Source organism: Vibrio sp. PID17_43, assembly GCF_002608565.1.
Classification (GTDB): Bacteria; Pseudomonadota; Gammaproteobacteria; order Enterobacterales; family Vibrionaceae; genus Vibrio.
In genome coordinates, this window is record NZ_LIXM01000018.1 from 16,521 (window position 1) to 39,916 (window position 23,396).

The 23,396-nt window shown below is 45.9% G+C and carries 22 protein-coding genes; all 22 read left to right on the forward strand.

The genetic code is table 11. The features are described 5' to 3' along the window. The first annotated feature begins 101 nt into the window (after window positions 1-101). Window positions 102-2,108, forward strand: a complete 2,007-nt coding sequence (gene csrD, locus AK965_RS13600) for an RNase E specificity factor CsrD (protein WP_099080111.1) — start codon at window positions 102-104, stop codon at window positions 2,106-2,108. A gap of 14 nt (window positions 2,109-2,122) precedes the next feature. Next, window positions 2,123-3,568, forward strand: coding sequence for a PilN domain-containing protein (locus AK965_RS13605; RefSeq protein ID WP_099080112.1), 1,446 nt, complete (start codon window positions 2,123-2,125; stop codon window positions 3,566-3,568). Further along, window positions 3,565-4,215, forward strand: a complete 651-nt coding sequence (gene gspM / locus AK965_RS13610) for a type II secretion system protein GspM (RefSeq protein ID WP_099080113.1) — start codon at window positions 3,565-3,567, stop codon at window positions 4,213-4,215. Before AK965_RS13605 ends, gspM begins: the two co-directional genes overlap by 4 nt. Beyond that, on the forward strand, window positions 4,208-4,540 hold the full coding sequence (locus tag AK965_RS13615) for an MSHA biogenesis protein MshK (protein ID WP_172438149.1): 333 nt from the start codon (window positions 4,208-4,210) through the stop codon (window positions 4,538-4,540). Before gspM ends, AK965_RS13615 begins: the two co-directional genes overlap by 8 nt. 20 nt (window positions 4,541-4,560) lie before the next feature. Next, window positions 4,561-6,192 carry a pilus (MSHA type) biogenesis protein MshL gene (mshL, locus tag AK965_RS13620; protein ID WP_099080114.1) on the forward strand — a complete coding sequence of 544 codons (1,632 nt, stop codon included), beginning with the start codon at window positions 4,561-4,563 and terminating at the stop codon, window positions 6,190-6,192. Window positions 6,193-6,237: 45 nt separating this feature from the next. Next, the gene (locus tag AK965_RS13625) at window positions 6,238-7,083 is read left to right on the forward strand and encodes an ExeA family protein (RefSeq protein ID WP_099080115.1); all 846 of its coding nucleotides are present in this window, start codon (window positions 6,238-6,240) and stop codon (window positions 7,081-7,083) included. Further along, window positions 7,068-8,189, forward strand: a complete 1,122-nt coding sequence (locus AK965_RS13630) for a lipopolysaccharide assembly protein LapB (protein ID WP_099080116.1) — start codon at window positions 7,068-7,070, stop codon at window positions 8,187-8,189. Before AK965_RS13625 ends, AK965_RS13630 begins: the two co-directional genes overlap by 16 nt. Then, window positions 8,186-9,910, forward strand: a complete 1,725-nt coding sequence (locus tag AK965_RS13635) for a GspE/PulE family protein (RefSeq protein WP_099080117.1) — start codon at window positions 8,186-8,188, stop codon at window positions 9,908-9,910. The genes AK965_RS13630 and AK965_RS13635 overlap by 4 nt, the downstream gene beginning before the upstream one ends. A gap of 8 nt (window positions 9,911-9,918) precedes the next feature. Then, window positions 9,919-11,142, forward strand: coding sequence for a type II secretion system F family protein (locus AK965_RS13640; protein ID WP_099080118.1), 1,224 nt, complete (start codon window positions 9,919-9,921; stop codon window positions 11,140-11,142). Window positions 11,143-11,145: 3 nt separating this feature from the next. Beyond that, window positions 11,146-11,607: an MSHA biogenesis protein MshF gene (locus AK965_RS13645; RefSeq protein WP_099080119.1), complete on the forward strand. Its 462-nt coding sequence runs from the start codon at window positions 11,146-11,148 to the stop codon at window positions 11,605-11,607. A gap of 292 nt (window positions 11,608-11,899) precedes the next feature. After that, window positions 11,900-12,361 carry a type II secretion system protein gene (locus AK965_RS13650; protein WP_099080120.1) on the forward strand — a complete coding sequence of 154 codons (462 nt, stop codon included), beginning with the start codon at window positions 11,900-11,902 and terminating at the stop codon, window positions 12,359-12,361. 80 nt (window positions 12,362-12,441) lie between these two features. Then, window positions 12,442-12,675 carry an MSHA biogenesis protein MshA gene (locus AK965_RS13655; protein WP_099080121.1) on the forward strand — a complete coding sequence of 78 codons (234 nt, stop codon included), beginning with the start codon at window positions 12,442-12,444 and terminating at the stop codon, window positions 12,673-12,675. A 127-nt stretch (window positions 12,676-12,802) separates the two neighbouring features. After that, window positions 12,803-13,285: a type II secretion system protein gene (locus tag AK965_RS13660; protein ID WP_099080122.1), complete on the forward strand. Its 483-nt coding sequence runs from the start codon at window positions 12,803-12,805 to the stop codon at window positions 13,283-13,285. A 50-nt stretch (window positions 13,286-13,335) separates the two neighbouring features. Continuing rightward, window positions 13,336-13,905, forward strand: coding sequence for a type II secretion system protein (locus AK965_RS13665; protein ID WP_119464577.1), 570 nt, complete (start codon window positions 13,336-13,338; stop codon window positions 13,903-13,905). Further along, complete coding sequence (locus tag AK965_RS13670) at window positions 13,905-14,636, forward strand: PilW family protein (RefSeq protein ID WP_099080123.1); 732 nt, start codon at window positions 13,905-13,907, stop codon at window positions 14,634-14,636. Before AK965_RS13665 ends, AK965_RS13670 begins: the two co-directional genes overlap by 1 nt. Continuing rightward, window positions 14,626-15,060, forward strand: a complete 435-nt coding sequence (locus tag AK965_RS13675; protein WP_099080124.1) for an MSHA biogenesis protein MshP — start codon at window positions 14,626-14,628, stop codon at window positions 15,058-15,060. Before AK965_RS13670 ends, AK965_RS13675 begins: the two co-directional genes overlap by 11 nt. Window positions 15,061-15,065: 5 nt before the next feature. Beyond that, the gene (locus AK965_RS13680) at window positions 15,066-18,617 is read left to right on the forward strand and encodes a DUF6701 domain-containing protein (RefSeq protein WP_099080125.1); all 3,552 of its coding nucleotides are present in this window, start codon (window positions 15,066-15,068) and stop codon (window positions 18,615-18,617) included. A gap of 152 nt (window positions 18,618-18,769) precedes the next feature. Further along, on the forward strand, window positions 18,770-19,813 hold the full coding sequence (locus AK965_RS13685) for a rod shape-determining protein (RefSeq protein ID WP_099080126.1): 1,044 nt from the start codon (window positions 18,770-18,772) through the stop codon (window positions 19,811-19,813). A 147-nt stretch (window positions 19,814-19,960) separates the two neighbouring features. Next, a complete protein-coding gene (mreC, locus tag AK965_RS13690; RefSeq protein ID WP_099080127.1) occupies window positions 19,961-20,851 on the forward strand; it encodes a rod shape-determining protein MreC in 891 nt (296 codons plus the stop codon). Then, complete coding sequence (gene mreD / locus AK965_RS13695; RefSeq protein WP_099080128.1) at window positions 20,841-21,329, forward strand: rod shape-determining protein MreD; 489 nt, start codon at window positions 20,841-20,843, stop codon at window positions 21,327-21,329. The genes mreC and mreD overlap by 11 nt, the downstream gene beginning before the upstream one ends. Window positions 21,330-21,333: 4 nt before the next feature. Continuing rightward, entirely contained in the window at window positions 21,334-21,903 is a 570-nt protein-coding gene (locus tag AK965_RS13700; RefSeq protein ID WP_099080129.1) for a nucleoside triphosphate pyrophosphatase, read from the forward strand. 18 nt (window positions 21,904-21,921) lie between these two features. Then, on the forward strand, window positions 21,922-23,391 hold the full coding sequence (gene rng / locus AK965_RS13705; protein ID WP_099080130.1) for a ribonuclease G: 1,470 nt from the start codon (window positions 21,922-21,924) through the stop codon (window positions 23,389-23,391). The last annotated feature ends 5 nt before the right edge of the window (window positions 23,392-23,396 follow it).

The following is a 23,396-nucleotide window of genomic DNA, read 5'->3' on the forward strand; positions in this document are numbered from 1 at the left end:
CAGACTCTCACAATCAAACGAATCAGATTGTTTACTGATTGCTTATCAAGTATAAGTCATTCAATAAGGTATATGATGAATAAAAAAGGGATTTGGCATTCATGAGGTATACCCCCACTCTTAAGTTAAGCACGCGTCTGGTGGCATTTGTCACCATGATAGTTATTTGCGCAATGTTTATTTTGTTTGTCGGTGGCACCCTCTCTTTTAAACGACTAGGACAAGAGTATCTAACCCATTACTTGGAGGGGATCGTCGAGGTTGTTGATAAAGAGATGGAAGATCCAGATGCCGCGTATTCAATGCAGCGTTGGATGCCAAAAATGCTGCAAGCGAGCAGCATCGTCGAAATGACACTATCGACCAACAACGCCGTTGTTTATCGTTTTAAAGATACTTCCCATAAGATGGATAATGCGGTTTTATTTGAGCAAGAGTTTCGACTTACTCATAACCAAGATTATGTCATCTACTTCAAAGCGATTCCCCCTTACCTAGGCTATGGCTACTCAATGCAGGCGCTGTGGTCAATTACGCTTGCCGTTATTTTGATCATCTTTTGCTTAATGCGTGGTGTCGCATGGCTAAAAGAGCAGTTATCAGGCTCTGAAATGCTCGAAGAGCGTGGCCGAATGATATTAGCTGGTCGCGTAGAACAATATGCGAAAGGTGATGAAAGAGAGTGGCCTTACACTGCCAGTGAGGCCCTGGATGTTTTAATCGAAGAGCTTCAAGACGCGCGTCAAGAACGCAGCCGCTTTGATACCTTTATCCGGACACAAACTTTCCTTGATAAGTTAACGGGCACTGCTAACCGTGTATTGTTTGATAGCAAGCTTGAATCTGCGCTGTTGGAGAGTGGCGCAAGCGGGGCCGTATTATTGGTGCGCATTCAAGATTGGAAGTTGGTTGAAGAGGAGCAAGATAAACAAACGTGTGATGAGTTTATCGTTGAAGTCGGTGGTCTGCTATCCAACTTAGTACAACGCTTTCCAGAAGTCGTCTTTTCTCGTTACTACGATGCTGATTTTGCCCTTTTTCTTCCTCACTATGCTGGAAAGGATGTGGCGAATTTGGCCTCGCAGTGTATTCGTCAATTAGAGAAACTACACCCTCCGTATCCATTAGATGCAGAAAACTGGTGTCACATTGGCATGACCATGTATAAAGAAGGCGAGCGTCACAGCCAAATCATTGATGAAGCAGAAACCGCACTTCGTAGTGCCCAGTTACAGAATAGTAATAACTGGAGTCGGTTTAAAAAGTGGAATCATGATGAAAATGTACGCGGTAGCGTGAGGTGGCGTACGCTATTTGATTCAGCGCTTACATCTGAAAATGTGATAATCTACGCACAATCTGCTTATTTGATAAGTGATTCGGCGCATAAACAGACACTGCATGAAGAATTAACCTGTCGAATTCACGACCCAGAAAATGGCATTGTGAAGGCTTCCCGCTTTATCTCTGCGGTAAGACAAGTCGGTTATGAAGCGCAAATGGATCGAGCTGTTATTAATAAATTCTTAAATGATTTTAAAGGTAGCATCGATAGAACTCAGTGTTATGTCCTTAACCTCAATGTGACTCCTTTTAGAAGTAGAGAGTACTTCAAGTGGTTTCGTTATGAACTCTTGCAGTTATCACGAGAACAAAGGCAGGCGCTGATATTTGAGTTTGTAGAGGCGCAATTCGTAAAACACTTAGATTTTATGCGACCAGCGGTAAGAATGTTGGCCGGCTTAGAATGTCAGATCATGATTGGGCAGGCGGGTCGAACAATTGTGAGCACCCATTATTTAAAAGAAGTGGAAATTAGGTACTTGAAGCTGCATCGCAGTTTAGTTGCCAAAATTGACCAGAGACATGAGAACCAACTGTTTGTCCGTAGTATGTTGGGGGCGGCCGCAAACAGTAAAACTAAAATAATAGCAGTGGGAATTGAGAATAAGCATGAACTAAATACTCTGGTTGAGTTAGGGGTTCATGGCGGCCAAGGGCGTTATTTCTCCGCAGAGGAGCAGTACCTTCCACGTCCACAGGCAAAGCAAAGTTCTCATTCTGAATCTCAAGTGAAGTTGGGAAGAAGAAATCGCTGGCGGAAATAATAAAGATAATGAACATGGATTTTAAAGCAGTATTCGGCAAGCTCAAGCGCTCATCTGCCGGTGATCGCACGTGCTTTTTGGTGATCCAGCCAGACGCCGTTTATTTATCATCATCAGCGACTCGCAGTCGGCCATCTAAGATTGACATTACAGAATCAAACTGGGAACGAGCCTGTGAGCAAGCATTAAGTGTTGCAGCAAGCGCTTATGACTCTCTGACGGTGATACTTTCGCATAACTACTATCAGATGTATCAGATCGACAAGCCCGCAATGCCGCGTCAAGAGTGGCCTTCAGCGTTGCCTTTTTTGTTGAAAGAACTGATATCTGAACGTGCAATCGACATTATTTCCGATGCCGTAGAACTGCCGAATTCGAATAAAATTCAGGCATATGTGTTGTCTCGGAAAATTGTAGATAAGCTCGTTCTGCTGGCGAGTCGAGTACACCTAACATTAGACGCAATTGTTCCTGAAGATGATGTTTGGGGTAATACTGCGGGTGAGTTAGGTCACTTCTTGTTATTGCAGTACAGTACCCGTGGGCACTTTCGAATCAGTGCTTTTGTTGATCACACCATTGCTTTCCATCGTTCAATTCGCAGCGTGACACCACCATTAACCGGGGTTCCATCTAGCGAACTGCAGATGGACGGTCTTTCGCTAGAGTTACAACGTTCGATTGACTACCTCTCTTCACAGCTTCGTCATGTGCAACTGCATCAACTCAAAGTGTGTTGTGATGAGGAAGACGAGAATGAGTTAGTCCAGTCGCTCAATTACCGCCTCAGCACCAAAGTATCACCACTGCTTCCGGGGGGGCATGAGCTCTCTGGGCATTTATTGGCTGACACGGCAGCAAACGCTGTTACGCAACGGGTGAATTTATACCCAGACTTTCTAAAGCCGAAAAAGAACCTTCTCACACTGAAAAATGTGGCGATTTCTTGGGGAGTAACGGCTGCGATGATCCTTCTTTCATACGGCTATGTCACTTGGCAAAGTAATGGCGTTGAAGATGAAATTGCGATTGTGAAGAGCAAAGGCAATATCCTGAACTCTGAGCTTGAGCGCTATCAAGTTCGCCTTCGTAAGCATCAGCCTGACACAAACAAGTTAGCGGCGAAAGTGCGTCTTGAGCGAGAAGTCAAAGCAAAACGCGATTCAATGAAAGCAGTAGGTAAATATGATGACTCTCAGCGTACGGGTTACTCTGGGGTGATGCAGTCTTTAGCTAAATTGGGCAGTAATAATATTTCACTGTCAGAAATCGATATCGATAATGATACGCTTGACTTGAAAGGGTTAGCCAGATCACCCAGTGCCGTTCCTAATTGGGTTCGCCAATTTAAAAATGAGATCAGTTTAATTGGTCGAACATTCGATGATGTGACGATTGGACGTAATGATGAAAACGTAGTGACCTTTGAGTTGAAGACGCGCGGAGATAAAGAGCAATGAAGGAATTTTGGCTCTCATTGGAAGAACGCTTTGATGAAATGAGCGCACGTGAAAAAGTGCTGGTTGCACTGTGTGGTTTAGTTGCAATCGTGATGCTGCTGTTTACTTTGGTTTTGGAGCCAAAACTAAAGGAAATTTCCAGTAATGATAAGCGACTAAGCAACTTGAAGTTGACCAATCAAAAAACAGAAATTGATATTTTACGCATTCAAGCGCAATTGAAGAAAGACCCGAATGCGGAAATTGATCAAGACATTTCTGATCTATTGGCAGAGAGTCAGTACCTTTCTCTGCAATTGTCTGAGATTATTGAGCATTTAATTACGCCTTCTCAAATGGCAGAACTACTTGAAAGCGTGCTTGAACAACAAAGTGGAATTTATTTGTTGTCGCTAAAGACCTTACCTGCAGAACCGATTACTGAAAGCAAAGAAGCGTCGCAATACTCTGGTTATTACGTACATCCTGTGCGTATGGAACTGATGGGGGATTACTTCTCGATACTGAATTACCTCTCTAAGTTAGAGCGCTTGCCCACGAGTTACTACTGGCGCAGTTTTAATTACAAGGTAGATGAGTATCCAAAAGCGAAACTGGTGTTAGAAGTGTACACGTTAGGTTCTCGAGAGGAGTTTATCGGTGGTTAAAAAACGCATTATTTCAGCGATGCTGATAGTTGCTTCAGGTGGGGGGTGGGCGAATCAAGACCCAACGGCACCATTAGGCTGGAAGAAGCCTGTGGCTGAATCGAAAGCAAAGTCAAGAGTGAAGCAATATCGCTTGCCAACACTCAACAGCATTGTGTGCCAATCTAGCACAGAATGTATTGCTACTTTAAATAACCGAATTGTTGAACAGGGAGCACTGTTCAATGGCTATCGTGTTGTAAGAATTAACAGTGAATTTGTAACGTTAAAGCGTGGTGACCGCCAGTGGAAGCTCGCGCTTTTTGGTTTGAACGTAAAAAAATAATAACCAGAGCCTGATCAGATATGCGCAAATTAGTGGTAGGAATAACAATTGCTTCCTTAATGGGATGTTCAATGGGACACCGCGACCCAGTTGAAGTGAAGCAAGCTCTCAACGAATCTATTAATCAAGCAAACAGTCGCGCGCTTGAAGAGCTCCCATCTTCAGTAGAAGCCGATTTAATGCCTAATCTAGAGAGCAATGTGGCATCAGGGCAAGGCATGTTGAAGCGTTTTATTATTCAAGCGAATGCGGTCGAAGCGCGCAGTTTCTTTACTTCATTGGTCAAAGGTACTGAGTACAGCGTCGCTATTCACCCTGCTGTACAAGGTAACGTCACCGTCAACCTTTCTGATGTGACATTGGATGAAGTACTGCGCGTCGTGCAAGATATGTATGGTTACGACGTGGTGAAGTCAGGCAAAGTGATTCAAGTATATCCAGCAGGTATGCGCACGGTAACCATTCCGGTTGATTACCTGCAGTTTAAGCGCTCGGGTCGCTCGTTGACGAGCATCGTTACTGGCTCTGTCACCTCTGCCGGAACATCGAGTTCTGGTGGTAGCTCAAATGATTCAGATTCATCCAACTCCAACTCGAGTGATAGTTCAACCACATCGACGGGTGGCACGCGGATTGAAACCATTACCGAAAGTGATTTTTGGCCAATGTTGCAACAAGCGGTCGCAAACCTGATAGGGTCCGGAAAGGGACAAAGTGTGGTGGTGACGCCGCAAGCCAGTGTGATTGTGGTTCGTGCTTTTCCTGATGAAATCCGTGAAGTGCGTGAGTTCTTAGGTGTCTCTCAAGAGCGTATGCAGCGTCAGGTGATCCTTGAAGCGAAGATTTTAGAAGTGACTTTGAGCGACGGTTATCAGCAAGGAATCAACTGGTCTGATATGACAGCATCGATTGGCAATTCAGGCAGTATAGTGGTGGAGAGAGCGGCATCAGCATTACCGCCATTGGATTCGATTGGCTCACTATTGGGCGGTCAAACCAATGTGACAATTTCGGATGGCAATTTTGAAACCGTACTGAGTTTCATGTCGACTCAAGGTGACTTGAATGTGCTTTCTAGCCCGCGTATTACCGCCGCGAATAACCAGAAATCGGTTATCAAAGTGGGTACCGATGAGTATTTTGTTACTGAGCTTTCAAGTAACGTTGGTAACGGTGAATACTCTAATGCTGTACCTGAAGTAGAATTGACCCCGTTCTTCTCGGGGATTTCTCTCGATGTTACACCTCAAATTGATGACCAAGGTAATGTATTTCTGCATGTCCACCCGGCAGTTATCGAAGTGGAAGAAGAGGTGAAGCGGCTCAATTTAGGTGGCGATTTCCAGAATATCCAACTGCCTTTGGCAAAAAGCTCGATTCGAGAGTCAGATTCCGTGATTCGTGCGAAAGATGGCGATGTGGTTGTGATTGGCGGCTTGATGAAACAGCAAAATCGTGAGCTTGTTTCAAAGGTTCCATTCCTAGGAGACGTACCAGCATTAGGTCATTTATTCCGTAACGTGAATAACGTAACAGAGAAAACCGAACTGGTGATTTTGCTTAAACCTACCGTGGTTGGGGTAAATACGTGGCAAAAAGAGTTAGAACGCTCGCGTGATTTACTACAAGAGTGGTTCCCTGACGCTCAATAAAGGGCGTGGGGAATCGTATCGTTGTCATGGTGTTGTGATTAGCCTATGTACTTGTCGCATTTCGGATTCCGATCTCAACCTTTTTCTTTGACTCCAAATACAGAAATGTTTTTAGGGTTGATGCCGCATTATGACGCCATTCAAACCATCTTGGCTGCGGTGAAAATGGGGGAGGGAGTGATCAAGGTCACCGGTGAAGTTGGTACCGGCAAAACCATGGTGTGCCGTAAGCTGATTGAACAAATCGAATCGCAAGTTGAACTCGTTTATTTGCCTAATCCGGCACTGAGTGGCGAGCAACTTCAGTTTGCTGTTGCGAGAGAGTTGGGAATTGAAGAGTGTAATCCGCTGTGTATTGTTTCTCTTATTCAAGAGCATTTAATTCAGGTTCACTCAAGCGGTAAGAGAACGGTATTGATTGTCGATGAGGCGCAGGTGCTGTCTGCTGAGGCGCTAGAAACATTGAGGCTATTTGGTAACTTAGAAACGGAGCAACACAAGTTGATTCAACTGGTGTTGTTCGGTCAGCCAGAACTCGATGAGCGATTAGGAACCCATGAGTTAAGGCAGTTTCGTCAGCGGATAACCTTCAGTTGTCAACTTCGTCCTCTTTCGATTGATGAAGGGGTCGCTTATATCAACAATCGCTTAGATAAAGCCGGAAATGGTGCCCATATTTTCTCAATCGAGCAGAAAAAGGCAATTTGGCGCTCTGCAATGGGGATCCCACGCCTGATAAATCAGATCAGTCATAAAGCTCTACTTTCCGCGTTTAATGATCGTTGCAGCTTTTTGAAAAATCATCACGTTTATGTGGCGATTCACGATACGTTTGACGCCCGAAAACCTAAGTTTAAAACCCCCGTATTTTGGGGATGGAGTCAGCCTTGAGTGCTATCAATAAAGCATTATCAGAACTTGCTGAAAAAGAATCGCCTTCTGCGCTAATTAAAGCAGAAGTCCCGTGTGTATCGAAGAATAAGCCGTGGCTTTGGCTGGTAGGGGGCTTTTCATTAAGCCTCGCGGTTGGTGGGTGGGCAGTGTCTCAAGAACCAACTTTCGCAGAGCAAGACAGGGTTTCCGTTCCTACCTTGGCAGTAAGAGCTCCGGAATCTGTCAACGTGCCTGTCACCACCTTGACCAAGGTGAGTGAGTCACCAACTAGCAAAGCGACGCCTAAACTGGATAACGTCATTTATACCAAGCGAGTGGAATCTCCACAGCCTGAGGTGAAGGTTGAAGATGTTCATCAGAAACTGCTGGCGGATAAAGCGTTGCATGATACCGAACCACGCCAAGTGCCCCCCCCTGTACTGCTAGCCAAGGTTATCCCGGTGCCGAGTGCTCCATCGGCCTCAACGCCGTCGAGTTCTGTACCGGCGAGTTCAATGCGTATTGAGCAGGTAGAATTGACACCTCAACAGTTGGCTGAAAAAGCGTTGGTTCGTGCTGATAAGGCAATGGATGCCAATGACATGAAGAGTGCATTGGCGGCATTTAATGAGGCATTACGTTATCAACCGACCAACGTTGAAGCGCGTCAGAAATTGGCGGCGCTCTATTTTGGCAAAGGCGATACACGCGAAGCGTACGATATCCTTCAAGCGGGGATCAACTTAGATAGGAATAACCAGGTTTTGCGCTTGGCGTTATCTAAATTATTGGTTAAAGCGGAACAACTTGAAGCGGCACTGAGCCCTCTCGTTCATATGCCGCTTGCGCCAAGTCGTGACTATTTAGCCATGCGAGCAGCATTAGCACAAAAGCAAAAACAGAATGAGATTGCATTGGAAAGCTATCAGCTGCTTACCTCGCGAGAACCTGAAAACGCTCGCTGGTGGTTGGGGCTTGCGATTCAGCAAGAGCGAGCATTGGCGTTTCAATCCGCAATTGACTCATACCAACAAGCGCTTGGAAAAGTCGGCATCTCAAATCAATCACAAGCTTTCATTCGTGATCGCTTGAATCTTTTAAAGCAACTGGAGAGTGCACAATGAAAATTCAGTTGAGAAAACGCTTAGGCGATCTGTTAGTAGAAGAAGGCATTGTCTCAGAAGAGCAAATTCAGCAGGCATTATCGGCACAGCGAAGTACCGGGCAGAAGCTTGGCGATGCCTTGATTGACCTCGGCTTTATTACAGAAAAGCAGATGTTGGAATTTTTGTCTCAGCAATTGGCCTTGCCTTTGATTGATCTAAGCCGCGCTCCTGTTGATGCGGATGTTGTGCCGATCCTTCCTGAAGTGCATGCCCGCCGTTTGCGCGCGTTGGTGGTGGCAAAAAATGACGACACGTTGCGTGTTGCCATGAGTGATCCTGCCGACCTATTTATCCAAGAATCGTTGATGAACTTACTTGGTCAATACAACCTAGAGTTTATCATCGCACCAGAACGTCAGTTGATTGAAAGCTTTGACCGTTACTATCGCCGAACCCAAGAAATCGCCTCTTTTGCAGAGCAGTTGCAAGCGGAGCACCAAGACGTTGAGGGATTTAACTACGGTATTGATGAAAGCGACAGTGAAGACGTCACGGTAGTGAAACTGGTTAACTCGATGTTTGAAGATGCGGTGCAAGTTGGCGCGTCAGACATTCATATCGAGCCAGATGACAAGGTGTTGCGTTTGCGTCAGCGTGTTGATGGGATATTGCATGAGACGATCCTCAATGAAGTTAAAGTAGCCCCTGCTTTAGTGTTGCGTTTAAAGCTGATGGCGCACTTAGATATTTCTGAAAAGCGTTTACCACAAGATGGTCGATTCAATATCAAAGTGCGTGGCCAATCGGTCGATATTCGTATGTCGACACTACCAACCCAATACGGTGAGTCAGTGGTGATGCGCTTGCTTAACCAATCTTCCGGTTTACGCAAACTGGAAGACTCTGGTTTACCACCTGATTTACTGGCGCGCTTACGTCGCCAGCTCTCGCGTCCGCACGGCATGATCTTGGTGACCGGACCTACGGGCTCGGGTAAAACCACGACGCTTTACGGCGCATTGAGTGAGCTCAATGATCCGGGCAAAAAGATCATTACTGCAGAAGACCCTGTAGAGTATCGTTTACCGCGTATTACTCAGGTTCAAATAAACAGTAAGATCGAGCTGACTTTTTCTCGTGTGCTGCGCACCTTTCTACGCCAAGACCCGGACATTATTCTTATCGGTGAGATGCGCGACCAAGAAACGGTTGAAATCGGCTTGCGAGCAGCCCTGACAGGGCATTTGGTTCTGAGTACCTTACATACCAATGATGCGATCGAAAGTGCATTACGTATGATTGACATGGGCGCGCCTGGTTACTTGGTGGCAAGTGCGGTTCGCGCCGTGGTGGCTCAGCGACTTGTGCGCCGAATTTGTACTGATTGCAAAACGACGGATGTGTTAGATGGCGCTCGTCAGCAATGGCTAGCTGAACGGTTCCCGAATCAAGTTGGAACTGTATTCCATCGAGGTAATGGTTGCCAAAACTGCAACATGACGGGTTATCGCGGCCGAGTTGGTGTTTTTGAAATACTCGAACTTGAACAAGACATGATGGATAAGCTGCGTGCTAATGATGCGGTCGGGTTTGCACAAGTGGCGCGTCGTTCTCCAAATTACAAGCCGCTTTTGGCATCGGCGATGGAGTTGGCGTTGCAGGGAATCGTGAGTTTGGATGAAGTGATGGCGCTTGGTGAGGGTGATGCTTCTGGTCAATTAGCCCCGATTTTGATGTAGGTAAGTGAATGCCAACTTTTCGTTATCAAGGCCGTTCTTTGGACGGCAAGCCAACCAGTGGCAAAGTGGATGCGGTCAACTCAGAGGCGGCGGCTGAGGCGTTGATGAATAAAGGGATCATCCCGCTAAACCTGCGTTTAGAAAAAGAAGCGATTAAGAACAAGGTGAGCTTGTCAAAGCTGCTCGTACCGGCCATTCCGCTGGAAGTGATTATTCTGTTTTCTCGTCAACTGTTCAGTCTAACTAAAGCGGGGGTGCCGCTGCTGCGCTCAATGCGAGGTTTACTGCAAAACAGTGAAAACAAACAGCTTAAAGATGCGCTTGAAGATGTCGTATCCGAGCTCAGTAACGGCCGTGGTTTGTCGGCATCCATGCAGCCACACACTAAAGTCTTTAGCCCGCTGTTTGTCTCGATGATCAATGTGGGTGAGAACACCGGTCGTCTCGATCAAGCATTACTGCAATTGGCCAACTATTACGAGCAGGAACTCGAAACGCGAAAACGGATCAAAGCGGCAATGCGTTATCCGACCTTTGTGATCGTGTTTATTACCATTGCGATGTTTATCCTCAACATTTTGGTGATTCCTGAATTCGCTTCTATGTTTACCCGCTTTGGGGTGGAACTACCGTTGCCAACTCGGGTTTTGATCGCCACATCGAACTTCTTTGTCAACTATTGGGGACTACTGATCGCTGCCATGGTTGGTGCTTTTTTTGCGTTTCAAGCGTGGGTTGCAACTGCGGATGGGCTGGAGCGGTTCGATAAGTTTCGTCTGCATTTACCGATAGTCGGCGGCATCGTCAACCGAGCACAATTGTCACGGTTTGCCCGCACTTTCGCTTTGATGCTTAAATCGGGTGTGCCATTGAATCAGTGTCTGGCATTGGCAGGTGAAGCGTTAGGTAACAAGTTTTTGGAAAATCGCATTTTAGAAATGAAAGCCTCGATTGAGGCGGGCAGCACTATTTCGGTTACCGCTATCAACAGCAAAATATTTACCCCGTTAGTGATACAGATGATCGCGGTTGGTGAAGAGACGGGTCGAATTGATGAATTGTTGCTGGAAGTCTCAGATTTTTATGATCGAGAGGTAGATTATGACCTCAAAACACTCACGGCCAGAATTGAACCGTTACTTTTGGTGATCGTCGCAGGCATGGTGATGGTGTTGGCTCTGGGCATTTTCTTGCCTATGTGGGGAATGTTAGACATTATCAAAGGCGGCTAATGCGTGGTTGAAAACCAAACAAGGGCGTCGGCCATTCTTGGTGGATTCGTGGTGGTCATTCTGCTTGTTGCTTTGATTTATAACCTCAAACCAATTGAGCAGCAAGGCCAAGCGACCGGTGTCAATATGGCTAAGGCTTGGATGCAAGATAGCGTCCTGCGTTATCGCCACGCATGGTTACTCAATGGTGAGCCCAAAACGCTGTCGATGGATGGTTTTGATCTGCTGATGACGGACGAAGGGTTAGTCTCACCTTTTGTCGCTGGCGGAGCGCTCGATTGTGACTATTGGCTGACGGTGCACTATCCACAACGTAGCATTATGTCGAGTGAGTTGTTGGAAATTCGTGGTGTGGTTAAAAGTAATCATTTTCTGTGTGACTATGCTTACGAAAATGGTTATAAAATTGTAGTTAATTCGAGTAATAACTACTTGAAATTGAGCGTCAAAAGGCTGGCGGAGTGAATTTTTTGGCACTTTAGCGCTACAAATGACCAGTAAAGTTAGTATAATCCAAGTATTACCATAAGAAAAAGGTTGTAATAAAAAAGTAAATTTACCATGTTTACTTTTTGTCATGGCTTTGAATGAATAATGACGAATCGTCATTTTGCTCAAGCGGTAGAGAAAGCGCTCATCTTGCCAATTCAACAAAGTAGGGTGAGGCGTTATTCCGTTTTAGCATTATCTAAAAAAATGGTCACGTGACCGATAAAATTTGCAGTCACACTGCATGCTTACATAGAGAGAAAAAACAATGAAAAGACAAGGTGGTTTTACCCTTATCGAGTTGGTAGTGGTTATTGTGATCCTAGGCATTCTAGCGGTGACGGCAGCGCCACGTTTCCTTAACCTGCAAGATGATGCGCGTAACTCGACACTTGAAGGTCTGAAAGGTGCAATGGTTGGCGCGGCTGGCATTACTTATGGTAAAGCAGCTATTGCAGGTCAAGAGGGAGATACTGGTGCAATTTCAATTGGTACTAGCACTTTGAATCTAGTATGGGGTTATCCAGAAGCAACATCTCAAGCTCTTGGCTTGGTAGTTGATGGGTTGAGTGAGGATTGGGTTGTTAAAGGAACTCCTACAGATACAGTTATCCGTTTTGGTATTGATGGTTATTCAAAATCTTGTGTTAAATACACTGAAGGTACAGCGAACGATGCCGCTAAAGTGGAAGTTGTTATTCCAGGTGAGGGTGATACTGAGTGTGACTAACCCTTAGTTAAACTAAATTGGTTGAGGCCAGCCAGTCTGGCCTTTTTTCCCAAGTTCTGGTTAATCTCGGAATACTGAATATGCGTAAACCCTCCGGTTTGAGCTCCGTTGAGTTCGTTGTTGTTTTAATCCTCCTCGGTGTGGTTGGCTATGTGGTATTACCAAGATTTATCAGTTTTGAATCTGAGCAGGTTGAGGCGCAGTGGGAAGTCACTAAGCAAAAAGCACAACATGTTTCGGAATCGCTGAGTAACAAAAAAACTTACGATCGTATTGAGGAAGAGCTTGAACGCGCAAAAGGTGAGCGTCACTAGCAGCGAGCGGTTGCGATTTGCATGCGTGCTCACACTTCATGCTTAAACCTTATAAGCCTATCATTATCCTCAATATTTCATCGTATACTTACTTCGCTTGTCCTAAGCCTAAGCCTAAGGTTGGGTTATGAAAATTCGCAGCTCTGCATTAGGGTTCACGCTGATGGAATTGATCCTCGTGATCGTCCTCCTTTCTATTCTCTCGCTTTACGCGGCCAGTCGCTTTATTGGTACGGCCAGTATTTCCGCCTACGCATTACAAGAGCAAGCCATCTCGGTTATTCGCCAAGTGCAGATTAACCGTATGCAATCCAACATTGACGGTGAGGATGATAACTTTATCCTCCAAGTCTCCAGTTCGTGTATTGGCTCTAAGACCGCATGTGAATTGAGTAGCAGCCAACGTGAATCACGCAGTGATTATGTGGCAGACCCGAAAGCGGTGTTTAGTTTGAGTGGGGCGTTCTCTCCAATTAAATTTGACTTATTAGGTAACCCTCAAGGCGTCAGTGCTGGTGTTTCTATTCTGATAGAAGATAAAAATGGCGGTAGCCGTTGCCGTGTTGATATCAACAGTCAAGGGTATGTGTCAGAGGGAGCCTGTTCATGACGCGTCTAAACATGAAGCGCTTAATCCTGAAACGCTTAAGCAATAAAAGACTGAAGAGCCAAGGCGGCATGACCTTGATTGAAATGGTGATCGCCATCGTGCTGATGGGCATTGCGATGATCGCTTACACCTCCTTCTTGGTACCGCAACTGCGTGATTCTGCGACACCACACTACCAAGCTCGCGCGGCGGCATTGGCACAAGGTGTTATGTCTCAGATCTTAGCGCGTGGCTTTGATAATCATAGCGATTTTGATGGTGGTTTAATTCGTTGTAGTGAAAACGGTGCGCCGAGCTGTACTGCGCCGGATGACTTAGGGCCGGATAGCGGGGAAACGCTGCCAAGCCACTTTAATGATGCGGATGACTATATCGGCTGTTGGAGCACGCCAATCACAGCCAGCCAATGTATTGGCGAGAGTCGCGGTAACATTAGCGATGTCTTAGGTGAAGACAGCAAAGACAGCTATCGTAATTTCCGTGTCGAAGTGGCGGTTGCTTACGATGACCTCACAGGCACTCCGCCTAATGGCGTAACGAACTACAAAAAAGTGACGGTGACGATATTCTCCAGTAACACGCAGCCGCTATCGCTGAGCGGGATTAGAGGAAACTACTGATGAACGCACGTGGTTTTACTTTAATTGAAATGATCGCCACGATTGTGATCGGCAGCTTTATTATGCTCGGCATTGCCGGCTATGTGCAGTTAGGCATGAAAGGCTATGCCGATTCAATAGATCGCCAACGTTTACAAACTCAAGCCCAATTTGTGTTGGAAAAGATGTCGCGTGAGATTCGTCATGCGGTGCCCAACAGTTTTTATGAACCTAACGGTACCACCAACTGTTTAGCGTTTGTCCCTATCGAGTATTCTGGTTTTTACACTCTGAATGGTCAGGACTTGGAATTCTTATTAGGTAATGATACGGCGCGAACGGTAATGCCTAAAGACAGTTGGTTGGTCATTAATCCAAGCCGTTATGACGATCTGTTGCCATCTTCACCGCAGAGCTATTCTGTAAGTCTACTTTCCAAAGACGATGGGGTGTTTAAGGTAAATGGCGCAGCCGATAGCATTGATAGCTCCTCTATCTCGAGCCGTCATTATGTTTACCAGGAGAGCGCACAGATAACCTACTGCTTGGACAACAATCAGGTGACTCGCCAAGATGCGGCGTTTCCAGATCCGGTGATCGTTGCTGAAAATGTCGATACTGCGGCAAGTCGAATGTATTACAAAGAACCAACGCTCCAACGTGGTGGTTTAGTACACATCAATCTCGAGTTTGTCCAAGATGGCGAGCGCAGTGTTTACCAACAAGACGTGCAGGTGCTCAATGTTCCATAGCAGAAAACAACAAGGCAATGTCTTAATCGTTGTGCTGTTCGTCATTATTGTGATGGGCTTCTTGGCTTCGTCATTAATGCGTGTGAATTGGTCGAACCAAAGCACACTCACGCGAGAATTTTTAGGAACCAAAGCGTGGTTTATTGCCCAATCTGCCAATGAGTGGGCACTGACTCAGCTTTACCCATTAAATACCCCAAAGCCCGATGTTGCTAGGTTATGTTTAAGCCAAGTCAGTGGCGCAACGCCGAATGTGACACAGGGAACGGGGTGTCAGCTAAAAACGATAACATGTTCAACGATCGGTACCTTTAATCCAGGTACTTCTGAAGCGGAATCCCTCTTTAAGGTACAAGCGACAGCGATTTGTGGCTCCGGGGTGATACAGGTACAGCGCCAGCAAGAGATATGGGTTAGGGAGTAAAAATAATGAAAAAGTTGTTCAAAGTCGTCACGCTGATGTTGTTAGTTAGTGCATCTAGCTTAACGTATGGGCAGCCATCTTTAGGAATATGTGAAATTCAAACGAATAGTCAGTTTTCAGTTGGCTTTACTGTGACCGGAAGTGATGCGTTCCAAGCCGTGTACTTTGAGCACAGTGGGAACCATGCTGATGAGGTTGTTTGGTATACACAAAGCAAGAAAAGTGACACTGATAGTAAGATATACCACTTTAATGAACAGCACCTGACAAGTGGTCAAGTCTATGAAATAAAAATATTTCATGATGCGAAGAGCAATAACCTATCAAAGTACTATCGACGAATTCAGGGTCAATCTCGCTGGCAATTGATTGGTACGATGAATAAGGCGATGAAGCACGGTAAGTTAAGTGTTTATGCAAATGGTACAGATATCTCTGGGGGACATTGTGACCCTAATGCCACCGAACCTCCTCTAACGGATCTGCCTGATTACGTCTGTGAAGTATTTCCAGAGCCAATCCAAGGATGGAGAGGTTCGACAAGCACTCTAAATATCTCCAACGATAGCGCTCGAGCCTTAGGGTGGTCTGAAGAATATAAGACTTACCCTGATAATATCTATCGTTATCAACAAAGTGGGTCTAGTAGCCGTGCTTGGGACAATATTCGAGTGGGTTTCGATATCGGTACTGAGCCTTGGCCGCTCTACGAGAACCCAGCAGTGGAAATCTGTGATGGCTTAGGATGTTTTCCTAAAAATGGACGTTCAGCTTCTGACCAGACTGCTGGCGATGATGGGCTTACCGAAGCGAGAAAAGTGAAAGCGCCAGCAGAGTTTACCCCAAACTTTGGTCGCTTTGACTTACACGTCAGCTCTGACCTTATAGGGAGCGGCGATCAAGCTCGACCTGAAATAGAGTCGATTTGTGATGATAATCCGGATATTTGTCGTTATGAGTACAATGGTGATAATCGGCTTAAAGTCAACGTTCTGAGCAGTTTAAGTCGTTTGGAGATCAATAACCCAGGTGATAATCCGTTATTTGACGAACTGACGATTGAGCTTGCTAATGGCATACAAATTGGGGAATTAGAAATATCAAATGGTCGTAATGTTGTATTTAAAACATTAGATAATTCAGCGATCACTCTAGGTACATGGAAAGAGAACACGGGAGATACCAAGTACTCATTTGGTCTGAACTCCATAATAAATATCTCGTCATCATTTGTTATGAGCAATCCTATGGATCTTGCGAATAACAATAGTGTTTTGTTTTACGCGCCGACAGCAAGCGTTCGCTTTCAAACCAAAACTAATGAGTTCTATGGCTACATTTTGGCGAAGGAAGTGAAATTTGAGAACCCGATAACGATTTATGGTGCTGTTACGTCTCAAGATTTAACGATGAGAAACCGTGTCGTGATTCAAAAACCGAATTACTCCTGTCCTTTTACCCCAATTGAGGATGGAAATTTTTTTGTAGAGCCTCAATGGCAATATGGTTTGACCTGTGATCGAATTCCTGTCGAATTTAAACTGCTAGATGAGCAAGGTGAATATATTGAATCCAATGCGAGTTTCTATCCTACCGTCAGTGGCGATCAAGGTACTTCATGGTGTGAGTCTGCGGTAGGCGCTGATTGTGGCGTGACGAGTGCAAACTTGAGCAGTGGACGCAAAACCTTGTATCTATCAACCACCGACATTGGCAAGTTGCAAATTGGAGCGACTTATGAGTCAAAGCCGTATTCTGGGGGGGAAGTGGAGTTTGTTCCCTATAAGCTTCATGCTCAACTGAGCCCTGTTGAAATGATTGCTGGGCGAGCTGTCAATGTTGAAGTGAAAGCCTTGGCTTGCCGTGGTGAACAGGCAACGGCAATAAAGGGTTATAACCAAAATATTGTACTGAGTGAGGATAGCTTCAACTTAAAGAGTCCTGCTAGCGGGAAGTTATACGACTTTGATTCTTCAGACTTGCTCTTTAAGAATGGTGTCGCATCGACCGTCGTGTCTTGGAGTGATGTAGGGCATGCGCGTGTCGCGTTTGAAGATAAGGCCTTCGACTGTCGTCAATACCAAGAGGCTGAAGATAGTGGTATTTATTGCCCTATTGATGGTGGCGTGTTGAAAGGTGAGTTCAGTATTAAGTCTCGCCCTTGGAAAATCGCGGCTTGTAATATCATGGCCACAAAAGATGGAAAACACAATCCTGCCAGTCAAGTAGGCGGTGAGGGCTTTATCCCATCATCAGAAAGCTTTAGTGTGACGTATAAGCCTGTTGTTCATAGTGACGGCAAAGGTAATGCAAACACTGTTTGTGATTATCCTGTCACACAAAACTATTTTTCGGATGCAGATGTCAGTGCGCCATTGAATACGGAGTTTTCAGTCGCGTATCCATCAACAGGAGATATCGCCAATTTAGCTGGTGGGCAGCACTTAGCTTTCAGTAAGGAAGAGGCAAAATCAGGAAAGGCGGTTGAATACGTTTGGAATGAAGTGGGGTCGTTGAACTTAAAAACAAAAACGACTTATCTTGAAATGTCGTTAGATGAAGATAATGCCACGATTGGGCGCTTTTACCCGAAATACTTCCAAGTGAAAGGCAGTGCTTGGATTTACCCTGACGGTCAAAACTTTGCTTATATGGGGCAGCCTTTTGATGGCGTTTCGTACTCTGTTGAGGCATTGAACGCTAATGAAGGTTCACTAAAAAACTATGCGCTCTTTGAGTCTGCGAATCAAGCGATGTTTAACATTGATGAGCTAAGTCCATTAAGTGAACGGTTCGATGCGCCGGACTCTACAGCACGCTGGGGGTTGGTAGATAAATCCCAAAGTATTGGTGATTTCACGATAAGTGGTAATTCGCTTTGCGGGGTGGATTCTGCAAATAGAAAGCAAGGTAGCGCATGTTGGATTAAAGACTTCTCTAAGATCCACGAGCCTAAAGGATATGCTGATGGGCCATACAACACGAATACTGGCGGAGACGCCTCCCACATTGGATTGGTGTACGGGAATAATGCCGATCCAGCTTCATATTTGAATGAGGGGGAGATCCGTGATTCGAGGTTAATTAAGCAACCCGATATCCGCTTTGGTCGAGTTAACTTATCTGATGCGGGCGAAAAACAAGGCACAGATACGGTGATTCACATTCCACTTCGAATCGAGTATTGGAATGGTAGTCGATTCACTCTCAATTTAGATGATAGCCAGACTCGTGTTCTCGGCGATAAAGCGAAACAAGTGCACATGTGGCCAACGGGAGACGATGTTAAGCAGGCTGATGTTGAATTAAGCGCGGGTGGTCAGGTTATTTCTGGGCGTTCGCGTTCTATCGAAGCGCAACAGGTGGAGTCAAACCGCCAACAGACTCGTGTGTGGCTTAATCTCGATCTAAGTGGTAACGACTTACCATGGCTCAAATACAACTGGGATAAAGAGCAAGCCGGAGAGGAGAACCCATCGTCAGTGGTTACCTTTGGTATTCACCGTGGCAATGACCGCGTGATTTATCGTGGTGAACCGGGTATAACCGGACAATGACCATCGTCGGTTTCTTGCGTTAAGTAAGGAAACTGCAAGAAATTGAGGCTTTCTGCTCATGTTTATGTACCAATGCCTTGCTGTGACAGCGAGGCATTGGTACATTTAGGGCAATTTTTGTCTTCTAAATTTTTGCAGGATGAGCGAAGCACATGTTTAAAAAACTTCGTGGCATGTTTTCTAACGACCTATCTATCGATTTAGGTACTGCCAACACTCTAATTTACGTAAAAGGACAGGGCATCGTTCTTGATGAACCTTCTGTCGTTGCTATTCGCCAAGATCGTGCAGGTTCTGCAAAAAGCGTTGCTGCAGTTGGTCATGCCGCAAAGCAGATGCTTGGTCGTACACCGGGCAATATCTCCGCTATCCGTCCAATGAAAGATGGCGTAATTGCCGACTTTTACGTGACTGAAAAAATGCTACAGCACTTCATTAAGCAAGTGCATGACAACAGCATTCTTAAACCAAGCCCACGTGTACTCGTTTGTGTTCCTTGTGGTTCGACTCAAGTTGAGCGTCGTGCCATCCGTGAATCGGCATTAGGTGCTGGTGCACGTGAAGTTTACCTTATCGATGAACCAATGGCGGCTGCAATCGGTGCGGGCTTGCGCGTTTCAGAACCAACTGGTTCAATGGTGGTCGATATCGGCGGTGGTACGACTGAAGTTGCGGTTATCTCACTAAACGGTGTGGTTTACTCATCTTCGGTACGTATCGGTGGTGACCGATTCGATGAATCGGTGATCAATTACGTTCGTCGTAACTACGGCAGCTTGATTGGTGAAGCAACCGCTGAAAAGATCAAACATGAGATCGGTTCTGCGTACCCAGGTGATGAAGTGCGTGAAATCGAAGTTCGCGGTCGTAACCTTGCTGAAGGTGTGCCTCGTAGCTTTAGCCTTAACTCAAACGAAATCCTAGAAGCGCTGCAAGAGCCGCTGTCTGGTATCGTTTCGGCGGTAATGGTTGCACTGGAACAGTGCCCGCCAGAGCTAGCGTCTGATATCTCAGAAAACGGTATGGTACTGACCGGTGGTGGTGCACTACTGAAAGACCTTGACCGTCTATTGATGGAAGAAACCGGCATTCCAGTGGTTATTGCTGAAGACCCACTGACGTGTGTGGCTCGTGGTGGCGGTAAAGCGCTAGAAATGATCGACATGCACGGTGGCGATCTATTCTCTGAAGAATAAAGTGTCCGGCGAAGCCTAATTTTGGCTTCGCCTTCATTTCCGCTCTCTGTAATTTCAATCTGCTCCATTCCTGGTTCGGGTTAAGCCGTATCACCAGGTTGCCAAGTAAGGCTCAATAATCATGGAAGCAATCAGGTCAAAAACAAGATGAAACCGATTTTTGGCAGAGGTCTGTCTCTGCAATTGCGTCTGTTTTTTGCTGTCATCGTGTCGGCAAGCTTAATGCTGGCGGATAGTCGTCTAGATACGTTTTCCAACGTCCGATACCTATTGAACAGTATGGTTGCGCCTATTCAGTACGCAGCAAACTTGCCTCGTAGCATGTTTGATGGTCTATTCGAGCGTCTTAATTCTCACCAAGCTTTGATTGAAGACAACCGTAACTTGAAGCGAGAAGTACTTCGCCTCAAAAGTGAGCTCGTCTTGCTTAGCCAATACAAAGAAGAAAACCAACGTCTGCGTAAATTACTTGGTTCTTCGTTTGTCCGCGATGAAAAGAAAGTCGTCACTGAGGTGATGGCGGTTGATACCTCGCCATATCGTCACCAAGTGGTGATTGATAAAGGTCGTATCGATGGCGTTTACGTTGGTCAGCCCGTGATTAACGAGAAAGGCATTGTTGGTCAGGTCACGTTTGTTGCCGCACATAACGCGCGGGTACTGTTGTTAACAGACGCGAAGAATGCGATCCCGGTACAGGTGATCCGCAATGATATCCGCGTTATCGCATCGGGTAACGGCGAAGTGGACGAGATCCAACTTGAGCATATTCCAACCAGTACCGATATCCAAGTCGGTGATTTGTTGGTGACCTCTGGTCTTGGGGGGATTTACCCAGAAGGGTATCCGGTCGCCAATGTCACATCTGTGGCTCATGATCCGCGCCAAGAATTTGCCTCGATCAAAGCTGAGCCGGTGGTGGAGTTTGATCGTTTGAGATATCTACTGTTGATCTGGCCGAATGAAGATCGCCAGCACAAAGTATTGCAGTCCAATGTGGAAGAAGGTTCAGAGCAAGAGGTAACCGATGGCCAATAGTGTATTTCGAAGCCGAATGGTCATCGGCGTCAGCTTCTTTGTTGCGTTAGTTCTACAGACGATTCCATGGCCGGGTGTATTAGACCTACTGCGCCCATCATGGTTATTCCTCGTCACCTGTTACTGGGTATTAGCATTGCCGCACCGCGTCAATGTTGGGACCGCCTTGGTGCTTGGTCTGCTATGGGATATTTTGATTGGCTCGACCTTGGGTATACGAGGGATGATGATGTCGATCGTTATCTACTTGGTTGCGCTCAACTTTTTGGTGATCCGTAACATGGCATTGTGGCAACAGTCGACACTGATTGCCTTTTTAACTGTGCTATTGGAACTTCTGATATTCTGTGGTGAATATTTGAATCAGGACGTAGTATTTAACCCATTATCTCTGTGGACGGCTGCAATAAACTGTATACTTTGGCCATGGATGTTTTTACTAATGCGACGCGTCCGTCGCGCATGGCACGTAAGGTAGCGTTGTGAAAAAGGGCTTTCCCCTCGTTCTCGCCTCGGGTTCTCCGAGAAGAAAAGAGCTGCTTGCTCAACTCGGTTACGAATTTGATATTGTGCTTCCTGATATAGAGGAAGCAAAACAAGACCACGAGCAAGCACAAGACTATGTGTTGCGTCTCTCTCTGGAAAAGGCTCAAACAGGCTTAGCAATGGCTAAGCCTGATTCTGTTGTATTGGGCTCAGATACCATTGTGGTATGCGATAATCAAGTATTAGAAAAACCCAAAAGTTTTGAAGATTCAAAGCGTATGCTCAACAACTTATCTGGTCGTCAGCATCAAGTGATGACCGCTGTGAGCATTGTTTCATCGGAACAACAACACTCAGTGGTCGTTATCACTGACGTGTGGTTCAAACCACTGTCTGAAGAAGAAATCGAACAATATTGGCACTCAGGTGAACCATGCGATAAAGCTGGAAGTTATGGTATTCAAGGGCTCGGAGGACGTTTTGTCACCCGAATAGAAGGCAGTTATCATGCCGTAGTAGGCTTACCTTTGTTCGAAACCGATCAGCTAATTCAAGAATTTTTATAATTGTTTTGAGGTGTGCACATGAGTGCAGAATTGCTGCTAAACGTGACCCCGAGTGAAACTCGCGTGGCCATGATTGAAGGTGGAGTACTACAAGAAGTTCATATTGAACGAGAAGCGCGTCGCGGCATCGTCGGTAATATTTATAAAGGTAAAGTGAGCCGGGTATTGCCAGGCATGCAAGCGGCGTTTATTGATATCGGTCTGGATAAAGCGGCGTTTTTGCACGCGTCAGATATTGTGCCACATACTGAATGTGTGGCAGAAAACGAAAAACAGCAATTTCAGGTACGCGATATTTCTGAATTGGTTCGCCAGGGCCAAGATATTGTGGTGCAAGTGGTGAAAGATCCGCTAGGCACAAAAGGCGCTCGCCTAACAACCGACATCACTCTTCCATCACGTTATCTTGTTTTTATGCCTGGCTCGAGCCATGTGGGCGTATCTCAACGCATTGAAAGTGAGAGTGAACGTGAACGCCTAAAGAAAGTGGTAAACCACTATTGTGATGAGAATGGTGGCTTTATCATTCGTACCGCTGCAGAGGGTGCTGATGAGAAAGAACTCTCTCAAGACGCGGCATTTTTGAAGCGTTTGTGGCTGAAAGTCATGGAGCGCCGTTCCAAATACAAAACGCGTTCAACGCTGTACGGTGAACTGGGCTTGGCGCAGCGTATTCTGCGCGATTTTGTTGGCACTGAACTGGACAAAATCATGGTCGACTCTCGTCTCGAGTACGAAAACCTCAAAGAGTTTACCTCTGAATATGTTCCAGAGCTGACCGATAAGCTTGAGCTGTACGAGGGTGACAAGCCGATCTTTGACATGTACGACACCGAGAATGAAATCCAACGTTCTCTGGAGCGTAAGGTTGAGCTCAAATCGGGTGGTTACCTGATCATCGATCAGACCGAAGCGATGACCACGGTAGACATTAATACGGGCGCGTTTGTTGGTCGTCGTAACCTTGAAGAGACCATCTTCAACACCAACGTTGAAGCGACTCTGGCGATCGCACGTCAACTGCGTTTGCGTAATCTTGGCGGTATCATCATTATCGACTTTATCGATATGGCATCAGAAGAACATCGTAAGCGTGTACTTACTTCTCTAGAAGGCGCACTGTCAAAAGACCGAGTGAAAACCAACATCAATGGTTTTACTCAGCTAGGGTTAGTCGAGATGACTCGCAAGCGCACACGAGAAAGTATTGAACATATTCTATGTTCTGGCTGCCCTACTTGTGAAGGACGTGGCAGCGTGAAAACGGTCGAAACCGTGTGTTACGAGATCCTACGTGAAATCACCCGAGTGAACCGTGCGTACGATGCGGACAACTTTGTTGTGTATGCATCGCCATTTGTCGCGGAAGCGTTGCTAGGTGATGAATCCCACGCGCTAGCGGAACTCGAAGTATTTATTGGAAAGCAAGTTCGTATTCAAGCTGAACCCCTGTACATTCAGGAGCAGTTTGACGTCGTGATGATGTAATTGGA